This window comes from Sphingobacterium spiritivorum (assembly GCF_016724845.1).
Taxonomy (GTDB): domain Bacteria; phylum Bacteroidota; class Bacteroidia; order Sphingobacteriales; family Sphingobacteriaceae; genus Sphingobacterium; species Sphingobacterium spiritivorum_A.
The window spans coordinates 304,803-320,263 of record NZ_CP068082.1 but is presented as its reverse complement, the minus strand read 5'-3'; the positions used below and the strand labels follow the sequence as shown (position 1 = coordinate 320,263).

At 40.4% G+C, this 15,461-nt stretch carries 15 protein-coding genes; 13 read left to right on the top strand and 2 right to left on the bottom strand.

Annotation, left to right across the window (positions count from 1 at the left end; genetic code table 11):
* The first annotated feature begins 2 nt into the window (after positions 1-2).
* The 8 genes from I6J03_RS01480 (at position 3) to I6J03_RS01445 (ending at position 5,941) form a co-directional block, all read left to right on the top strand.
* Entirely contained in the window at positions 3-1,268 is a 1,266-nt protein-coding gene (locus tag I6J03_RS01480; protein ID WP_003007695.1) for a dihydroorotase, read from the top strand.
* A 6-nt stretch (positions 1,269-1,274) separates the two neighbouring features.
* Positions 1,275-1,943, top strand: coding sequence for a hypothetical protein (locus tag I6J03_RS01475; RefSeq protein WP_003007692.1), 669 nt, complete (start codon positions 1,275-1,277; stop codon positions 1,941-1,943).
* Positions 1,944-1,946: 3 nt separating this feature from the next.
* A complete protein-coding gene (locus I6J03_RS01470; protein WP_003007690.1) occupies positions 1,947-2,597 on the top strand; it encodes a DUF4199 domain-containing protein in 651 nt (216 codons plus the stop codon).
* A gap of 34 nt (positions 2,598-2,631) precedes the next feature.
* Positions 2,632-3,582 carry a glycosyltransferase family 2 protein gene (locus I6J03_RS01465; RefSeq protein WP_003007688.1) on the top strand — a complete coding sequence of 317 codons (951 nt, stop codon included), beginning with the start codon at positions 2,632-2,634 and terminating at the stop codon, positions 3,580-3,582.
* Positions 3,583-3,586: 4 nt separating this feature from the next.
* A complete protein-coding gene (locus tag I6J03_RS01460) occupies positions 3,587-4,585 on the top strand; it encodes a glycosyltransferase (RefSeq protein ID WP_201694092.1) in 999 nt (332 codons plus the stop codon).
* Positions 4,586-4,656: 71 nt separating this feature from the next.
* Positions 4,657-4,929, top strand: a complete 273-nt coding sequence (locus tag I6J03_RS01455; RefSeq protein ID WP_003007684.1) for a hypothetical protein — start codon at positions 4,657-4,659, stop codon at positions 4,927-4,929.
* Complete coding sequence (locus I6J03_RS01450) at positions 4,926-5,690, top strand: MBL fold metallo-hydrolase (RefSeq protein ID WP_003007682.1); 765 nt, start codon at positions 4,926-4,928, stop codon at positions 5,688-5,690. The genes I6J03_RS01455 and I6J03_RS01450 overlap by 4 nt, the downstream gene beginning before the upstream one ends.
* Positions 5,691-5,788: 98 nt before the next feature.
* Positions 5,789-5,941 (top strand): lmo0937 family membrane protein, encoded by a 153-nt coding sequence (locus I6J03_RS01445; protein WP_003001870.1) that lies wholly within the window; start codon positions 5,789-5,791, stop codon positions 5,939-5,941.
* On the opposite strand, the gene I6J03_RS01440 is transcribed toward I6J03_RS01445, so the two are convergent.
* The gene (locus I6J03_RS01440) at positions 5,938-6,645 is read right to left on the bottom strand and encodes a 2-C-methyl-D-erythritol 4-phosphate cytidylyltransferase (protein ID WP_201694091.1); all 708 of its coding nucleotides are present in this window, start codon (positions 6,643-6,645) and stop codon (positions 5,938-5,940) included. The genes I6J03_RS01445 and I6J03_RS01440 overlap by 4 nt on opposite strands.
* A gap of 87 nt (positions 6,646-6,732) precedes the next feature.
* The gene (gene queA, locus I6J03_RS01435; RefSeq protein WP_003001878.1) at positions 6,733-7,782 is read right to left on the bottom strand and encodes a tRNA preQ1(34) S-adenosylmethionine ribosyltransferase-isomerase QueA; all 1,050 of its coding nucleotides are present in this window, start codon (positions 7,780-7,782) and stop codon (positions 6,733-6,735) included.
* 182 nt (positions 7,783-7,964) lie between these two features.
* On the opposite strand from queA, the gene I6J03_RS01430 reads away from it, so the two are divergent.
* From I6J03_RS01430 to glgB, 5 genes are all read left to right on the top strand, one after another.
* Positions 7,965-9,212: an ABC transporter permease gene (locus tag I6J03_RS01430; protein ID WP_003007677.1), complete on the top strand. Its 1,248-nt coding sequence runs from the start codon at positions 7,965-7,967 to the stop codon at positions 9,210-9,212.
* Between the two features lie 52 nt (positions 9,213-9,264).
* Positions 9,265-9,906 carry a DUF2306 domain-containing protein gene (locus I6J03_RS01425; RefSeq protein WP_201694090.1) on the top strand — a complete coding sequence of 214 codons (642 nt, stop codon included), beginning with the start codon at positions 9,265-9,267 and terminating at the stop codon, positions 9,904-9,906.
* Positions 9,907-9,960: 54 nt separating this feature from the next.
* Complete coding sequence (locus I6J03_RS01420) at positions 9,961-10,884, top strand: YARHG domain-containing protein (protein WP_003007673.1); 924 nt, start codon at positions 9,961-9,963, stop codon at positions 10,882-10,884.
* Between the two features lie 124 nt (positions 10,885-11,008).
* Positions 11,009-13,465: a glycoside hydrolase family 31 protein gene (locus tag I6J03_RS01415; protein WP_003007671.1), complete on the top strand. Its 2,457-nt coding sequence runs from the start codon at positions 11,009-11,011 to the stop codon at positions 13,463-13,465.
* 17 nt (positions 13,466-13,482) lie between these two features.
* Positions 13,483-15,447, top strand: coding sequence for a 1,4-alpha-glucan branching protein GlgB (gene glgB / locus I6J03_RS01410; RefSeq protein WP_003007669.1), 1,965 nt, complete (start codon positions 13,483-13,485; stop codon positions 15,445-15,447).
* Positions 15,448-15,461: the final 14 nt, after the last annotated feature.

The window sequence follows — 15,461 nt, the reverse complement described above, 5'->3', positions numbered from 1 at the left end:
TCATGAGTACATTATTAATCACTTCTGCAACTGTTATTTTGCCAGGAAACGAGCATCACCGCAAAGAGGTGGATGTATTGATTGAGAATGGTAAGATCGCACAGATCGGTAAAAAAATAAAAGCGCCGGATTCGGCAACAACTGTCATCGATGCAAAAGGTGCATTCCTGGCACCCGGATTTTTTGATCTTAATGTCAACTTCGGAGAACCCGGACTGGAAACCAAAGAAGATATACAGACCGGTACAGCCGCTGCTGCTGCAGGAGGATTTACAGGAGTGGCTGTTCAGCCCAATACTGAACCTGCCATACAGAGTCGTTCGGAAGTTGCGCTGGTAATCAATGCTGCAAAAGGAAATCTGGTAGATGTATATCCTGTGGGAGCGATCAGTAAGAAGCGCGAAGGGAAGGAACTTGCAGAGCTGTACGATATGCAACAAACCGGTGCTATTGCTTTTAGTGACGGCAACAGAAGTGTACAACAGGCCGGCCTGATGAGTCGTGCTCTATTGTATTCTAAAGGGTTCAACGGCTTGATCATATCACATCCGGAAGACGAATCCATGGCGGGTGGCAACCAGATGAATGAAGGTGTTGTCAGTACCTATCTCGGTATGAAAGGGATTCCTAATCTTGCAGAATCATTGATGTTATCCCGTGATCTTTATCTTGCAGAGTACAATGAGTCTCCTATACATTTCTCCACAATCAGCACAGCAGAAGCGGTTGATCTTATTAAGAAGGCAAAAGCAAAAGGACAGCCGGTGACCTGTGATGTCGCAGCTCACCATCTTATGTTGTCAGATAAGGAAGTAGAAGGATTTGATAGTAATTATAAAGTAAATCCTCCGCTACGTACCAAACACGATATAAAGGCTTTACTAAAAGGACTTAAAGACGGTGTAATCAATGCCGTTGTATCTCAACATACACCTCAGGAGGTCGAATATAAAAAAGTAGAATTCCATATCGCTAAGAATGGTATTATAGGTTTGCAAACCGTACTTCCGTTACTGGTACAGGCGGGATTAGATGAAGAGATTATCGTTGAAAAACTGGCAATAGGTCCGCGTAAGGTTTTGGGATTGGAAGTTCCTTTACTGCAGGAGGGAGAAGCAGCGAATATCGTTTTGTTCGATACAAAACAAAAATGGACATTTGATACAGTGCAGAATAAATCCAAATCTGAAAATTCTCCTTTCCTCGGACAGGAAATGACAGGTAAGGTATTACTGGTATTGAATAATGGTAAAATATTTAAAAATTAATCAATTATGAATGTTAAAATAGCTCGTGCAGTGACGCAAGGTCTGGAGACCTATGCTGCCAACGAAGGTCATGATCATCAGGAATTGCTGAACCAGCTTCATCAGGCTTTTGATGCCCAAAAACCTTTTCTGGAAAAAGTAGATCTGTTAGATGCTGCTTTTGACGATCATATGCGTTTTGATGAATTAAGAGAGGTCTGCTTTGATCTGTTGCTGATGAACTTCTTTTCCGAAGATGTACAGAAGCTGGAAGAAGATTATCTGGATTCGCCGGAATGGGAAAGTATAGAAGATCAGACCATCGACAGAGGAACTGAATTACTTAATATTTTTCTTTATCTTCGTGAGTGTGCTGATGATGAAATTGAGCCTGAACTGGAGGACTATTTAAAAGAATTCCTTCTTGTAGATGAAGATGAATTTCAGGATGAGCACCGTATTTATGAAAAGGTGATTGCTAATCAGATTCTGGTGGACAGCAGTTATGCAGAGATTGCAAAAATTGCCGAAACAGTGGATAATCAGGACGAATTGTATGAAGTATTCTATCCTATGATGAGTTTCTTTTCAGAGTCAAATCCTTCTGAAAAACAACTGGAAGAATACAAAAGTGCTGCTTTAAACAAATCACTTGATTTGGCTCTTTATCAGATTATTATTAACTATAACAAATAAATTATGACCGACCAACTTTCACTTCAAGAAACAGACGGCAAAAAACAGAGCATAACCTATGGATTGTATCTTGGTGTTATTGCACTTGTACTGGGTATTGTAACAATGTATATTTCTAAAAGTACAACTTCTTTGGTGGTGCTATTTGGTGTTTCTGGAGTACTCAACTTAGTGGTTTTTCTTGCTGTAGCAGTATTATTTTCAATTAGTATCAGAAAAAGTGTCGGCGGATACTGGTCGTTTTCTGAAGCCTTGAAAAAGATCTTTATTATGTTTGCTGTTGCTGCGCTTCTTTCCTCTTTGGGCTCCTTTGCATTTACAAAATTTGTCGAACCTACTATTCAGGAAGAAGTAATTAATAATACCAGTAATCTGACGATTGAAATGCTCGAGAAGTCTGGTGCCGGAGACGCGCAGATAGACGAAGCTATCGCAAAACTGGATGAACAGAAAGCTGAAATTTCAAAAATGTCGTTTTGGCAATTTTTCAGAGGAATAGGTATTACTATGATATTCTATTTTGTCTTAGCCTTGATTCTGGCTGCGATTTTAAAGAAAGAAAAACCTTTTTTTCAGCAACATCCTAACGTAGATCCTAATACGGATCCGAATGCAAATTATGGTGCATGGCCGGATCAGAACAATCCCAACTAATACGATAAAAAAGTTAAGATATTTAGCATAGAAAATGGATATTTCGGTAGTCGTTCCACTATTTAATGAAGAAGAATCGTTACCAGAGCTTACCGCCTGGATCGATCGGGTTATGCAGGCCAATAATTTTTCATATGAAATTATTCTGGTTGATGACGGTAGCAATGACAGCTCCTGGAAAGTGATAGAGCGACTTAAAGAAGGAAGCGATAATATCATAGGGGTGAAGTTTCGGAGAAACTACGGTAAATCTGCAGCATTAAATGTAGGTTTTGCCGCTGCTCAGGGTGATGTAGTCATCACCATGGATGCTGATCTGCAGGATAGTCCGGACGAAATTCCGGAACTTTATGACCGTATTATGCGTCAGGATGCAGATCTTGTATCCGGGTGGAAACAAAAACGATATGATCCGCTTACGAAGACCGTTCCTACCAAACTATTCAATGCCGTAACCCGTAAAATGTCAGGTATTGACAATTTACATGATTTCAATTGCGGATTGAAGGCGTATAAAAAAGATGTTGTTAAGAGTATCGAAGTGTACGGTGAAATGCATCGATATATTCCGGTGTTAGCAAAATGGGCCGGATTTTCAGCGATACAGGAGCAGGTTGTACAACATTATCCCCGTAAATACGGTACTACAAAATTCGGCCCCGGAAGGTTTGTGAAAGGCTTCCTTGATCTGTTATCCATCTATTTTGTAGGTAAATTCGGTAAAAGACCTATGCACTTCTTTGGTTCAATAGGAGTGATCAGCTTTCTGATCGGTATATTTATTACTTTTTACCTTATTGCGGACAAACTGATGAGTATCGCCAATAATTCCCCTTACCGGAATGTTACCGATCAGCCTTTGTTCTTTTTATCGCTGGTGGCTATCCTGATCGGCACACAGTTATTCCTGACTGGATTTATAGCCGAGCTGGTCTCCCGTAACGGCAGCGAGCGAAATAAATATCAGATAGACCGGGTAATCTAATCTCATGTTTTTTTCTATTATCATTCCCTTATACAATCGTCCGCAGGAGATTGACGAATTGCTCGATTCACTGCTAAGGCAACGTTACAAGCATTTTGAAGTCATTATTGTTGAAGACGGTTCGCAGAAGGATGCCAAAGCTATTGTAGAGCGTTATGAGGATAAGCTGGATGTACATTATTACTTCAAACCTAATGAGGGGCAAGGGTTTGCCCGTAATTATGGCTTTGAAAGAGCAAAGGGAGATTATTTTATCATTTTTGATTCCGATGTTATTGTCCCTTCAGATTATCTCCATGAAGTGATCATTGGTTTACAAAGGGATCATTTTGATGCTTTTGGCGGACCGGACGCTGCACATGAATCCTTTACACCGGTTCAGAAAGCCATTAGTTATTCCATGACCAGTCCTTTTACAACCGGAGGTATACGCGGAAATAAAAAACACATCGGTCAGTTCAATCCGAGAAGTTTTAATATGGGCATCTCACGTGAAGTATGGGTGCGTACAGGTGGGTTTAAACTGGCCAGAAGATCAGAGGATATAGAATTCAGTATCCGTATGATTGAACAAGGATTCAGGGTAGGGCTGATTCCTGAAGCATATGTCTATCATAAAAGAAGAACCAGCTTTTCTCAATTTTTCAAGCAGACAAATTTGTTTGGAAAAGGGAGGATAGATATCTATAAATTATTCCCAAAAGAATTAAAGCCTGTACATGCTTTGCCGGCATTATTTGTGGTCGGACTGGTGATTTTAGTGTTGCTCAATCTGCTGAATGTAGTAGTTGCAGGAAAATCAGGACTTATTCTATTTCTCACATCCATCGGCAATTGGGGATTGGGATTGTATACATTGCTGCTCTTTTTTCATGCGCTGTATACCACCAGAAGTCTGCAGGTTGCGTTTTTAAGTGTGATCGCCGCTTTTACCCAATTGATTGCTTATGGCAGCGGATTTATTGAAAGCTATCTTCGCGAAGTCATACTCGTCAGTAAATAGAAAGTTGGGATTCCGTTTTGAATTCTTCTTTAAGGTTATTAACTTGGTTTGTACATTTAAAACAGTATATTTTGCTGCCTTTTACACAAAATAGTTTAGATAAGATAGAAGCATTGTTTAAAGAGTTTGGATTTAAACTGCGTTATGAAAAAGGTAATTTTCGTACAGGAGCCTGTGTGCTTCAGCATTCGAAAGTTATTGTAGTCAACAAATTTTCAAATCTGGAGGTCAAAATTCAGTCTCTTATTCAGATTCTTCATGAAATTCCGGCAGATGAGGCTGTATTAGATGAGAAACAACGGACGCTTTATCAGACAATCAGGCAAACAAAATTATCGATTTGAAAATTACTTTTTTAGGAACCGGAACTTCGCAGGGTGTCCCTGTTATTGCGTGCCATTGTGAGGTGTGCCAGTCTGCTGATCCTCGTAATAAGCGGCTGCGCTCCTCCGTTATGATCGAATTTGAGGGAAATAATATAGTGATCGATACCGGGCCTGATTTCAGATATCAGATGCTGAGGGAGGAAGTAAATCATCTCGATGCTATTCTGATGACCCACTCTCATAAAGATCATATTGCAGGACTGGACGATGTGAGAGCGTTTAATTATCAGCAGAAACAGTCTATTCCTATTTACGGAACACAGGCGCTACATGAAGCCCTCAAGCGTGAATTCTATTATGCTTTCTCCGATATCAAATATCCCGGAGTCCCTCAATTAGAACTTCGTGAGATAGATGGAAGCCAATCCTTTCATCTCTACGGTAAAGAGATTATTCCCATAGAAGTCATGCATTTCAAGATGCCTGTGCTGGGCTATCGCATAGCTAATTTTGCTTACATTACGGATGCAAAAACCGTATCAGATGAATCTGTTGAAAAATTAAAAGGCGTTGAGTATTTAGTCATCAACGCCCTGCAGAAAGAGCCCCATATCTCTCATTTTACTTTAGAAGAGGCTATCAGTTTTGCGGATAAAGTGAATGCAAAACAAACCTATCTCACCCATATCAGTCATCGACTGGGACTTCATGAAGAGGTTTCCAGAGAACTTCCAGATCATATTGAGTTAGCTTACGACGGACTTTCAATTAAGCTTTAACAGGATTTTTTAACATCATATTCAAACCTTTTTGACATCGTAGCGTTTTAATATTACAAACGTCTATTTATGTAAATTTTAAATTAAAGGAGAATATTATGGGTAACATTTTGTATTTAATCGCGGTCATTTTAGTTATTATCTGGGCGATTAGCTTTATAGGAGGATATTATACAGGTGGTATTATTCACGCATTGCTGGTGATAGCTATCATTGTTATTTTATTGAGGATAATTAGAGGAAATGCTTAACCCTTTAGATTATTAAGATACAATTGGGCGATCTGGATGTCCTCAGGATAGGTAATCTTCAAATTTGAATGATGCCCTTCCAGTAAGGTAACCGGATGGCCTGATTGTTCTACTACAGAAGCATCATCTGTAAATAAAGCGCTTTCTTTTTGCTGATATGCTTTAAAAAGCAACTCCGCATTAAAGGTCTGAGGCGTTTGAACCATCCAGACCTGATCACGGTCATAGGCTGAATTGATCAGTTTTCCATCTTTTTCTTTTTCCAAACGTATAGAATTGGTGCTTTTTACAGCGACAACTACAGCCTGTTTGAGTGCTGCCAGTTCATAAGCGTGATCGATAATTTCCGGACGGATCAGCGGTCGAGCCGCATCATGTACGGCAATAAGATGTTCTGAAGGTTGGTCAGTACGGGTACAGATATAAGTAAGACCATTACGAACACTCTGAAAACGTGTGGTTCCTCCGTAGACAATATGATGAGGGATATCAAAGTGGTAATCCCTGCACAGATCTTTCCATAGGCTCTCCATATCCGGATGAAGTACAAGTACAATATGCGGCTTGGTCTTACACATGTAAAAAGCCTGAATGGTATGCATGAGTACCGGTTTATCCTCCAGAATCAGGTATTGCTTTGGCAGAAGCTGATTCATTCTGCTACCTGTACCTCCTGCCACTATTATAACATATTGCTGAGCCATGTTTCTACACTTTATTCCTACAAAAATAAAAAACGCGAACAACAGTTTGATATTGTTCGCGCTTCAGAATAAGATTATTTTATGCGATTAGATAATCAGCATCGCATCTCCGTAACTGTAGAATCTGTATTTTTCTTTTACAGCTACTTCATAAGCATTCATTACATTTTCATAACCTGCAAATGCAGCGATCATCACCAGTAATGTTGATTCTGGAGTATGAAAGTTTGTGATCATAGAATTCGCAATGCTGAAATCGTATGGTGGATAGATAAATTTACTTGTCCAGTCCGAAGCCGCTTTCAGGTGTCTGTCAGCTGATACGGACGACTCGATAGCACGCATAGAAGTAGTACCTACGGCACATACGCGTCTTTTGTTATCAATACCTTTATTTACAATACGCGCAGCTTCTTCTGTAATGATAAACTGCTCGGAATCCATTTTGTGTTTCGTCAGATCTTCCACTTCCACAGTACGGAAAGTCCCAAGACCTACGTGAAGAGTTACTTCCGCAAAATCAACACCTTTCAGTTCAAGACGTTTCATCAGTTCTCTTGAAAAGTGCAGACCGGCAGTCGGAGCAGCTACAGCACCTTCGTTCTTTGCATAGATCGTCTGGTATCTGTATTTGTCTTCTGGAGTAGCTTTACGTTTGATATATTTCGGAAGAGGAGTCTCTCCTAAGATCTCAATATTGCGTCTGAATTCTTCATCAGTACCGTCAAACAGGAATCGGATAGTACGACCTCTGGATGTGGTGTTGTCTACGACCTCAGCCACCAACAAATCATCATCACCAAAGTACAACTTGTTACCCACACGGATCTTACGAGCCGGATCTACCAGTACATCCCATAAGCGCAACTCCTTATTAAGTTCGCGAAGTAAGAATACCTCTATTGTAGCCCCTGTTTTCTCTTTGTTACCATACATACGAGCAGGGAATACTTTTGTATTGTTTAAGATCATGACATCTTTGTCATCAAAATAATCTAAAACATCTTTAAAAATTTTGTGCTCTATTTTTCCGCTATCACGGTGAAGGACCATCAGGCGTGCTTCGTCACGTTGTTCCGAAGGCTCAGATGCTAACAAAGATTCTGGAAGATTGAACTTAAATTGAGATAATTTCATTTTTTATTGTTGAAATTTTAATAAATAACGATTTGCTTTCAAATCTGCTCCCTTTAAAGAAGGATTTAAAAAAGCATACAAAGTTAAGCATTTCTGAACTAAAAATATTATATTTCAACATTATTATTCCCCTTTACAGGAATTATTCGTTTATATTTACGGAATAGATTTTTACGCCATACATGATAACCGTTTTCAGACTTCTTAAAGAAAGTTTTGGTTTTGCAATTTCCGCACTTAGAGATAATAAGACGCGGACATTTTTATCCCTTTTGGGGGTGACTATAGGTATTATGACTATTATAGGTGTTTTTTCGGCTGTAGATACCCTTCGCAACAATCTCGAAGAATCTGTTCGGAAAATTGGAAGCAGCACATTATATGTAGATAAATGGCCATGGGACGGAGGTCCTGATTTTCCCTGGTGGAAATATATCAATCGTCCTGAACCCAAATATAATGATTATCTGGCACTCAAAAGCCGAATGACTACAGCAGAGCATATTGCCTATGTTTTTAATATCGGTAATAGTGTCGCTAAATTCAAAAGTAACAGCGCTACTAATATTACAGTGAACGCCGCTACCCACGAATACTATCAGACACAAAGTGCTGAAATTATTGAAGGACGTTATTTTACAGAGACAGAATCTAATGTAGGTTCGATGGTAGTGGTGCTGGGAGCGACTATTGCAGAAGGATTATTCCCTTCCGGAAATGCTCTGGGGCAGAAAATCTCGCTATTGGGACGCAAGTTAACAGTTGTAGGAGTTTTGAAGAAAGAAGGAAGCGGGATGCTGATCAATACTTCCTCTGATGATATTGCATTTATACCTTTCAGTCTTGGACGCAATCTGGCTAATTATGAGCAGTATAATCCCAGTATTGTCATTACCGTCAAACCGACCTATACGCTGGAGGAAGGCGAAAGTGAGTTGAAAGGATTGATGCGCTCTATTCGTCGTATTGCACCTCAACGGGAAGACGATTTTTCTCTTAATAAAACCACGCTGATTACAGCTCAACTCGATCAGATGTTTACAGTAATCAATCTGGCCGGATTCTGTATCGGAATATTTTCAATCCTTGTAGGAGGTTTTGGTATTGCCAATATCATGTTTGTCAGTGTCAAAGAACGCACCAACCTGATTGGGATTCAAAAGGCGCTCGGAGCAAAAAAATATTTTATCCTTACCCAGTTTCTTTTTGAATCTATTTTGCTTTGTCTTATAGGTGGAGCTGTGGGGCTCATCATGGTTTACGGAATTGCATTTGTGGTTAAAGTGGCAACAGGTTTTGCGGTGCTGGTCAGTCTCAAAATGGTTATTATCACCTGTTTTCTTTCCACATTTATCGGACTGATATCCGGAATGATCCCGGCATTTATGGCAGCCAATATGGATCCTGTTGAGGCCATCCGCAGTAAATAATAAAATAATGACCTGATTCATTTTTGACTGGATAAAATCTTATTTTTAGGACGTGGAAACATCCTTTAAAAATCTCACGATCCAGTTGTTTTGGCTGCTGATATTCGGTTATAGCTGCTATCTGATGGCGGAAATCACCTGGAGATACCGTTTTTTTGAGCTTGACGCTGCTTTTTTGCAAATCAAACAAACCGAAATTCAACATGTTTCCTGGTATAAATACATCTTTTATACGCATGTATGCACTGCCATCTTAGCCCTTCCTGCAGGTTTTACACAGTTTAATTCCCGTCTTTTATTACGTTATCCCCGGATTCACAGGAGGGTAGGCTATCTGTATGTTGGTGTAATTTTGTTTCTCGCTGCTCCTTCCGGATTATTAATCGGTTTGCATGCAAACGGAGGTCTTGCCGCACAGGTGGCATTTGTTTTGTTAGGACTGTTATGGTTTTACTTTACTTTAATGGCCGTGCTGACAATCCGAAAGGGAAACGTTCGCAGCCATCAGAAATTTATGTATAGGAGCTTTGCGCTCACCTGTTCGGCATTGACACTACGGTATTGGAAAGTAGTGATCGTATATTTTTTTCAACCTAATCCCATGGATGTCTATCAGATTATCGCATGGCTGGGATGGGTGCCAAACTTATTGATTATTGAATGGTTTATATATAGAAAATTTAACAAATTATGAAAGATCAGGTAGCATAGGTTACCTGAATACAAATGAATTCAATCTAATATAATTATGAAAAGAGTAATGTTGATCGCTTGTATGGGATTGCTTGTCATGGCATCCTGTAAGGATAAGAAAAAGGACCAGAATAATGCTGCCGTTTCCTCATTAAGTAAAGACAGTGTGAAGATGGCAGAAGAAATATATAAAGAATTGTATGGTAATTGGGTCGGAGATTTTGTGATCGATGATGATGTATTTGCTCAGATATCAGGGGATGAAGAGTTACTGCGGTCATTGGATAATCTGCCCAAAATAAACCTGACTATTAAACGTATAACAGCAGATACTGTACTTGGGCAGAATATAGTGAGAGGTAATATGCGTCCGGTTATAGGGAAAATAGAAGATAACGGAGGGAATATTTCTTTTATACTGGATGAACCGGGGGATAAAAAGTCTGACGGAAGATTTGAATTTAAAGTAAAAGGAGATACACTTATCGGAAGCTGGAGAGCATTTGATAGTTCGGTAAAAGTGAAGAAGAGAAATTTTAAGTTGCTCAAAAAACAATTTGCCTACAATCCTAATCTGATGCTGCCGGACGAGATGGAACTGGTCGATTGGCGTAATTCAAAAGAAGAAAAGATTACGGAATTAGACGGAGACACCACCTATTCGTATGTCGCTACTCTATACAGAGCCGCTTCACCTGTAGTGTACAAGATTAATGCTTCGAAGGAAAAACTAACAGAAGCTAAATTGAAAAATCTCAAAAAACTCGATCTGGAAATTATCCGGAATACCATATTCGCCCGACATGGATATGCATTTACAAAAGTGGGAGTACGTCAGTTTTTTGATCCGGTAGAATGGTATGTTCCCATTTCGAATGATGTTTCAGCGCAACTATCATCCCTGGAGAAGGATAATATCCAGTTGTTGAAAAAGTTTGAAAAATATGCAGAAGATAATTACGACAGCTTTGGTCGTTAAGGACTGAAGCGATTGTGCAGAGTTAAATTATTTTATTGTTAATGTGGCTGTTATTAAGAAAATTACTCGTATCTTAATAACAGCATTTTTTTATAGCAATTTTTAATAATAGTTTGTCACATACATGGAAGAAGATCAAATACCACAAGAACTGGAGGTAAGTCCTGCAACGGAAACATCGCTGGACGAAAATGTTCATCATGTTAATAATCCGGTTTTAGATTTACCGCATATTGAAAAAAAATACCTCGGAACAGCTACATCTTATGTGAAGCAAAAAGACGGGTACATCTTTACAGACGGTAGTGCGAAAGTGGAGATAAAAGTTGTCAGCGATGAGATCATTAGAGTCAGACTGGCGCCTAAGGGGTCTTTTCTGGAAGATTTTTCGTACGCGATCACAGATGTCAATCAGCATTCGGCACTTTTCGATATCGAAGAGGACGATAACTTTTACTGCGTCAAAACAAACATGGTCCGGTGTAAGATTCAGAAGAAAGATTTTCTGATTTCTTTTGAAGATCACAACAGCAAAATCGTCAATGCGGATTATACTTCCATGCACTGGGAGGAAAATGCAGATTTTGGAGGCTACTATGTCTATTGTACCAAACATGCCTTTGACCAGGAAGTATTTTTCGGAGCCGGAGACAAGGCTACAAACCTTAATCTGCGGGGTCGACGCATACAGAACTGGAATTCGGACACGTATTCCTATGCTTTTAATCAGGATCCCTTATATAAAACGATTCCGTTTTATATTGGTGTAAATGATGGTGATGCATATGGTATTTTCTTCGACAACACATTCAAGACTTATTTTGATTTTGCAGCCGAGCATCAGGAAAGAACCAGTTTCTGGTCTGAGGGAGGAGAGCTGCAATATTATTATATACACGGTCCTCATATGATGGACGTAGTAAAGCGGTACCATAGTATTACAGGTACACATTATATGCCGCCACTTTGGGCTATTGGCTACCACCAGTGCCGATGGAGTTATTATCCTGAAAATATGGTCAGAGAAGTTGCAAAACAATTCAGACAGCGAAACATTCCCTGTGATGCAATCTATCTGGATATAGACTATATGGATGGTTATCGTTGTTTCACCTGGAATAAACATTACTTTCCGAATCCAAAGAAAATGATCTCGGATCTGGCTTCTAATGGCTTTAAGACCGTCGTGATGATTGACCCGGGTATCAAGGTAGACGACAGCTATTGGGTATTTAAGGAGGGACAGGAGAAAAAGTATTTTTGCCGCAGAGGGGATGATTATTTTATGGAAGGTTTTGTGTGGCCGGGACGTTGTCAGTTTCCTGACTTTACAAACCCTGCTGTACGCGAATGGTGGGGCGGACTTTATAAAGGTCTGGTAGAAGATGGTGTGGCCGGATTCTGGAACGATATGAATGAGCCTGCAGTATTCGGAAGAGGTACGTTCCCGGACGATGTACGTCATTATTACGAAGGACATCGCGGATCACATCGCAAAGCACATAATATCTATGGCATGCAGATGGTGCGTGCAACATATGACGGTCTGAAAAAACTTTACCAAAACAAACGTCCGTTTACGATCACACGTGCGGCATACTCAGGTACACAGCGATATTCATCTGTGTGGACCGGAGATAATATTGCGACCTGGGAGCACCTTAAGATAGGCACACTGCAATTGCAGCGTCTGTCCGTATCGGGACTATCTTTCTGCGGAACAGATATCGGTGGGTTTACAGGAGAGCCGGATGGCGAACTCTATACCCGTTGGATGCAGTTTGGTGTGTTTTCTCCTTTTATGCGGGTACACTCGGCCGGAGATACACGTGATCGTGAACCCTGGAGCTTCGGTGAAGACTGGGAAAAGATCAATAAGAAGTTTATAGAATTGAGATATAAGCTATTGCCTTATATATACTCTGTGTTTTGGGAACAGCATAAGTACGGCCTACCTATACTGAGACCAGTAGCTATGTTGGAACAGCACATCCCTAAAAATCTGCAACGCCAGGAAGAATTTGCTTTTGGGGATAAGATTCTGGTTTCCCCGGTTCTGAATCCTGGGCAGAAAAACAAAATAATCTATCTGCCGGAAGGAAACTGGTATTATTATTTCGATAATACTGGCTTTGAAGGGGGGCAGGAGTATACTATTGATACCCCGCTTGATGAAATGCCGGTATTTGTAAAAGCAGGAAGTGTGATCCCCGAATATCCGGTGATGCAGTATACAGGAGAGAAAAAACTGGAACATCTCCAACTGAATGTATACTATACAGCAGGAGAAGAAGATTCTTATATCTATGCCGATCACGGTGACACTTTCGCTTACGAACAGAATATTTATTCTGAAAAACATTTCATTGTAGACGGTACCCAATCTTTGTTGACCATTACACAGCATGTAGAAGGATTGCACTCTGAACGATTCGATGATTTTCACATATATTTAATAGGATTACCTCAGGAGCCTGTATCTGTTGTACAGGACGGACTGGAGATCAAAATACAAAGAGACAATGAAAACCGTCTTTTTGTAGTCGTTGAGAAAGAATTTAGAAAATTGATTATTCAATAATGTAATCCAAACTGATTATGAGCCAACTGGTAGAAGTTTATTCGCTGTTTACGAACTATGATGTCAGCCTGTTTCGTGCAGGAAAGCTGTATAAGCTTTATGAAAAATTCGGATCTCATGTACTTACTGTAAGTCATGTGGAGGGCGTATATTTTTCTGTCTGGGCGCCAAATGCTCGTAAAGTATCCGTTATCGGAAACTTTAACGGCTGGAATCCGCATAGCCACAGCTTATTTGTTCGTTGGGACGGCAGCGGAATATGGGAAGGTTTTATTCCCAAAATAGGAAACGGTGAGGTTTATAAATATCATATAGAAGCAAATTCCGGAGAAATCCTCGAAAAAGGTGATCCCTATGCTTTACAATGGGAAATACCGCCAAGTACAGCTTCTGTTGTATCGACTAACTGGTACGAATGGGACGACGAGGACTGGATGCAGAAACGATATGTAAACAACGGACTTAATCAGCCTTTTTCAGTATATGAAATGCATTTGGGATCCTGGATGCGAGACCCTGCAGATCCGGCACGTTTGCTGAATTACAGAGAAATCGCTGATAAGCTGGTTCCATATATTACGGAATTAGGATTTACCCATGTGGAATTTCTTCCTGTGATGGAGCATCCTTATTACCCTTCTTGGGGGTATCAGATCACCGGTTATTATGCAGCTTCATCCAGATACGGCAGTTCGCAGGATCTGATGTACCTGATTGAACAGTTGCATAAAAACGGAATCGGGGTTATCATGGACTGGGTACCTTCCCATTACCCGGGAGATAGTCACGGATTGCATCGTTTTGACGGAACATATCTGTATGAACATGAAGATCCGCGTAAAGGATTCCATCCGGACTGGAAGTCTCACATTTTTAATTACGGCCGAAATGAGGTGCGGGCGTTTCTGATCAGCAATGTGATTTACTGGCTCGAGCGGTTTCATATTGACGGTATACGTGTTGATGCTGTAGCATCAATGCTTTACCTTGACTATTCGAGGGAAGAGGGAGAGTGGATACCGAATGAATTTGGAGGACGGGAAAATCTGGAAGCAGTAGATTTTCTGAAAGAATTTAATGAGGCTGTGTACAGTCATTTTCCTGATGTACAGACCATTGCTGAAGAATCTACCTCCTGGCCCGGTGTCAGCAGACCTACGTACACGGGAGGTCTGGGATTTGGTATGAAATGGATGATGGGCTGGATGCATGATACCCTGAGCTATTTTAAAGAGGATCCTGTAAACCGGAAATATCATCATCATAAAATGACATTTGCTACAGTGTATGCATATCATGAAAATTTTATGCTGCCACTTTCACATGATGAAGTCGTGCACGGCAAGCAGTCTCTGATCTATAAAATGCCGGGCGATGAATGGCAGAAATTTGCTAATCTGCGTGCATTATATCTGTACATGTTCACATTCAGTGGTACCAAGCTCCTGTTTATGGGAGATGAGTTTGCTCAGACGCAGGAATGGAATGTAGAGCAATCGCTGGACTGGCATCTGTTGGATTATGCTCCTCACAAGGGGATGAAATCATTTGTAGCAGATCTGAATGCCTTTTACAAAAATCATTCAGCCTTATATCAGCGCAGTTTTGAGCATTCCGGATTTCATTGGATAGAACTAGGGGATGCAGATCAGTCTGTCTTTGTATATACCCGTAAGGGATATGAAGAAGAAGATCAGATCCTTGTAGTCCTGAACCTGACACCAGTCGTAAGACCTGCATTCCGGATAGGCGTTCCGTTGGCCGGAGAATGGGAAGTTGTTCTCAATTCGGACGACCTTAAATATTTTGGAAGCGGAGCTTCCGTGTATACCACAGTCTCAGAGCATCTTTCCTGGATGGGACAGTTGTATTCTATTACGCTGGATCTTCCTCCTCTATGTGGAGTGGCATTGAAAAGAAAATCTGTGGCTAAAGAAGTTCCCGCAGCGAAGATGTTATCTTCAAGAAGTCCGGTTGTTTGATTTTTTTAATTTCT

Excerpts from the sequence above, each read along its gene's own strand:
- I6J03_RS01470 (WP_003007690.1), top strand. The coding sequence starts at position 1,947 with ATGACCGACCAACTTTCACTTCAAGAAACAGACGGCAAAAAACAGAGC.
- I6J03_RS01460 (WP_201694092.1), top strand. The coding sequence starts at position 3,587 with ATGTTTTTTTCTATTATCATTCCCTTATACAATCGTCCGCAGGAGATT.
- I6J03_RS01465 (WP_003007688.1), top strand. The coding sequence starts at position 2,632 with ATGGATATTTCGGTAGTCGTTCCACTATTTAATGAAGAAGAATCGTTA.
- I6J03_RS01430 (WP_003007677.1), top strand. The coding sequence starts at position 7,965 with ATGATAACCGTTTTCAGACTTCTTAAAGAAAGTTTTGGTTTTGCAATT.
- I6J03_RS01445 (WP_003001870.1), top strand. The coding sequence starts at position 5,789 with ATGGGTAACATTTTGTATTTAATCGCGGTCATTTTAGTTATTATCTGG.
- I6J03_RS01415 (WP_003007671.1), top strand. The coding sequence starts at position 11,009 with ATGGAAGAAGATCAAATACCACAAGAACTGGAGGTAAGTCCTGCAACG.
- I6J03_RS01440 (WP_201694091.1), bottom strand. The coding sequence starts at position 6,645 with ATGGCTCAGCAATATGTTATAATAGTGGCAGGAGGTACAGGTAGCAGA.
- I6J03_RS01480 (WP_003007695.1), top strand. The coding sequence starts at position 3 with ATGAGTACATTATTAATCACTTCTGCAACTGTTATTTTGCCAGGAAAC.
- I6J03_RS01475 (WP_003007692.1), top strand. The coding sequence starts at position 1,275 with ATGAATGTTAAAATAGCTCGTGCAGTGACGCAAGGTCTGGAGACCTAT.
- I6J03_RS01420 (WP_003007673.1), top strand. The coding sequence starts at position 9,961 with ATGAAAAGAGTAATGTTGATCGCTTGTATGGGATTGCTTGTCATGGCA.
- queA (WP_003001878.1), bottom strand. The coding sequence starts at position 7,782 with ATGAAATTATCTCAATTTAAGTTCAATCTTCCAGAATCTTTGTTAGCA.
- glgB (WP_003007669.1), top strand. The coding sequence starts at position 13,483 with ATGAGCCAACTGGTAGAAGTTTATTCGCTGTTTACGAACTATGATGTC.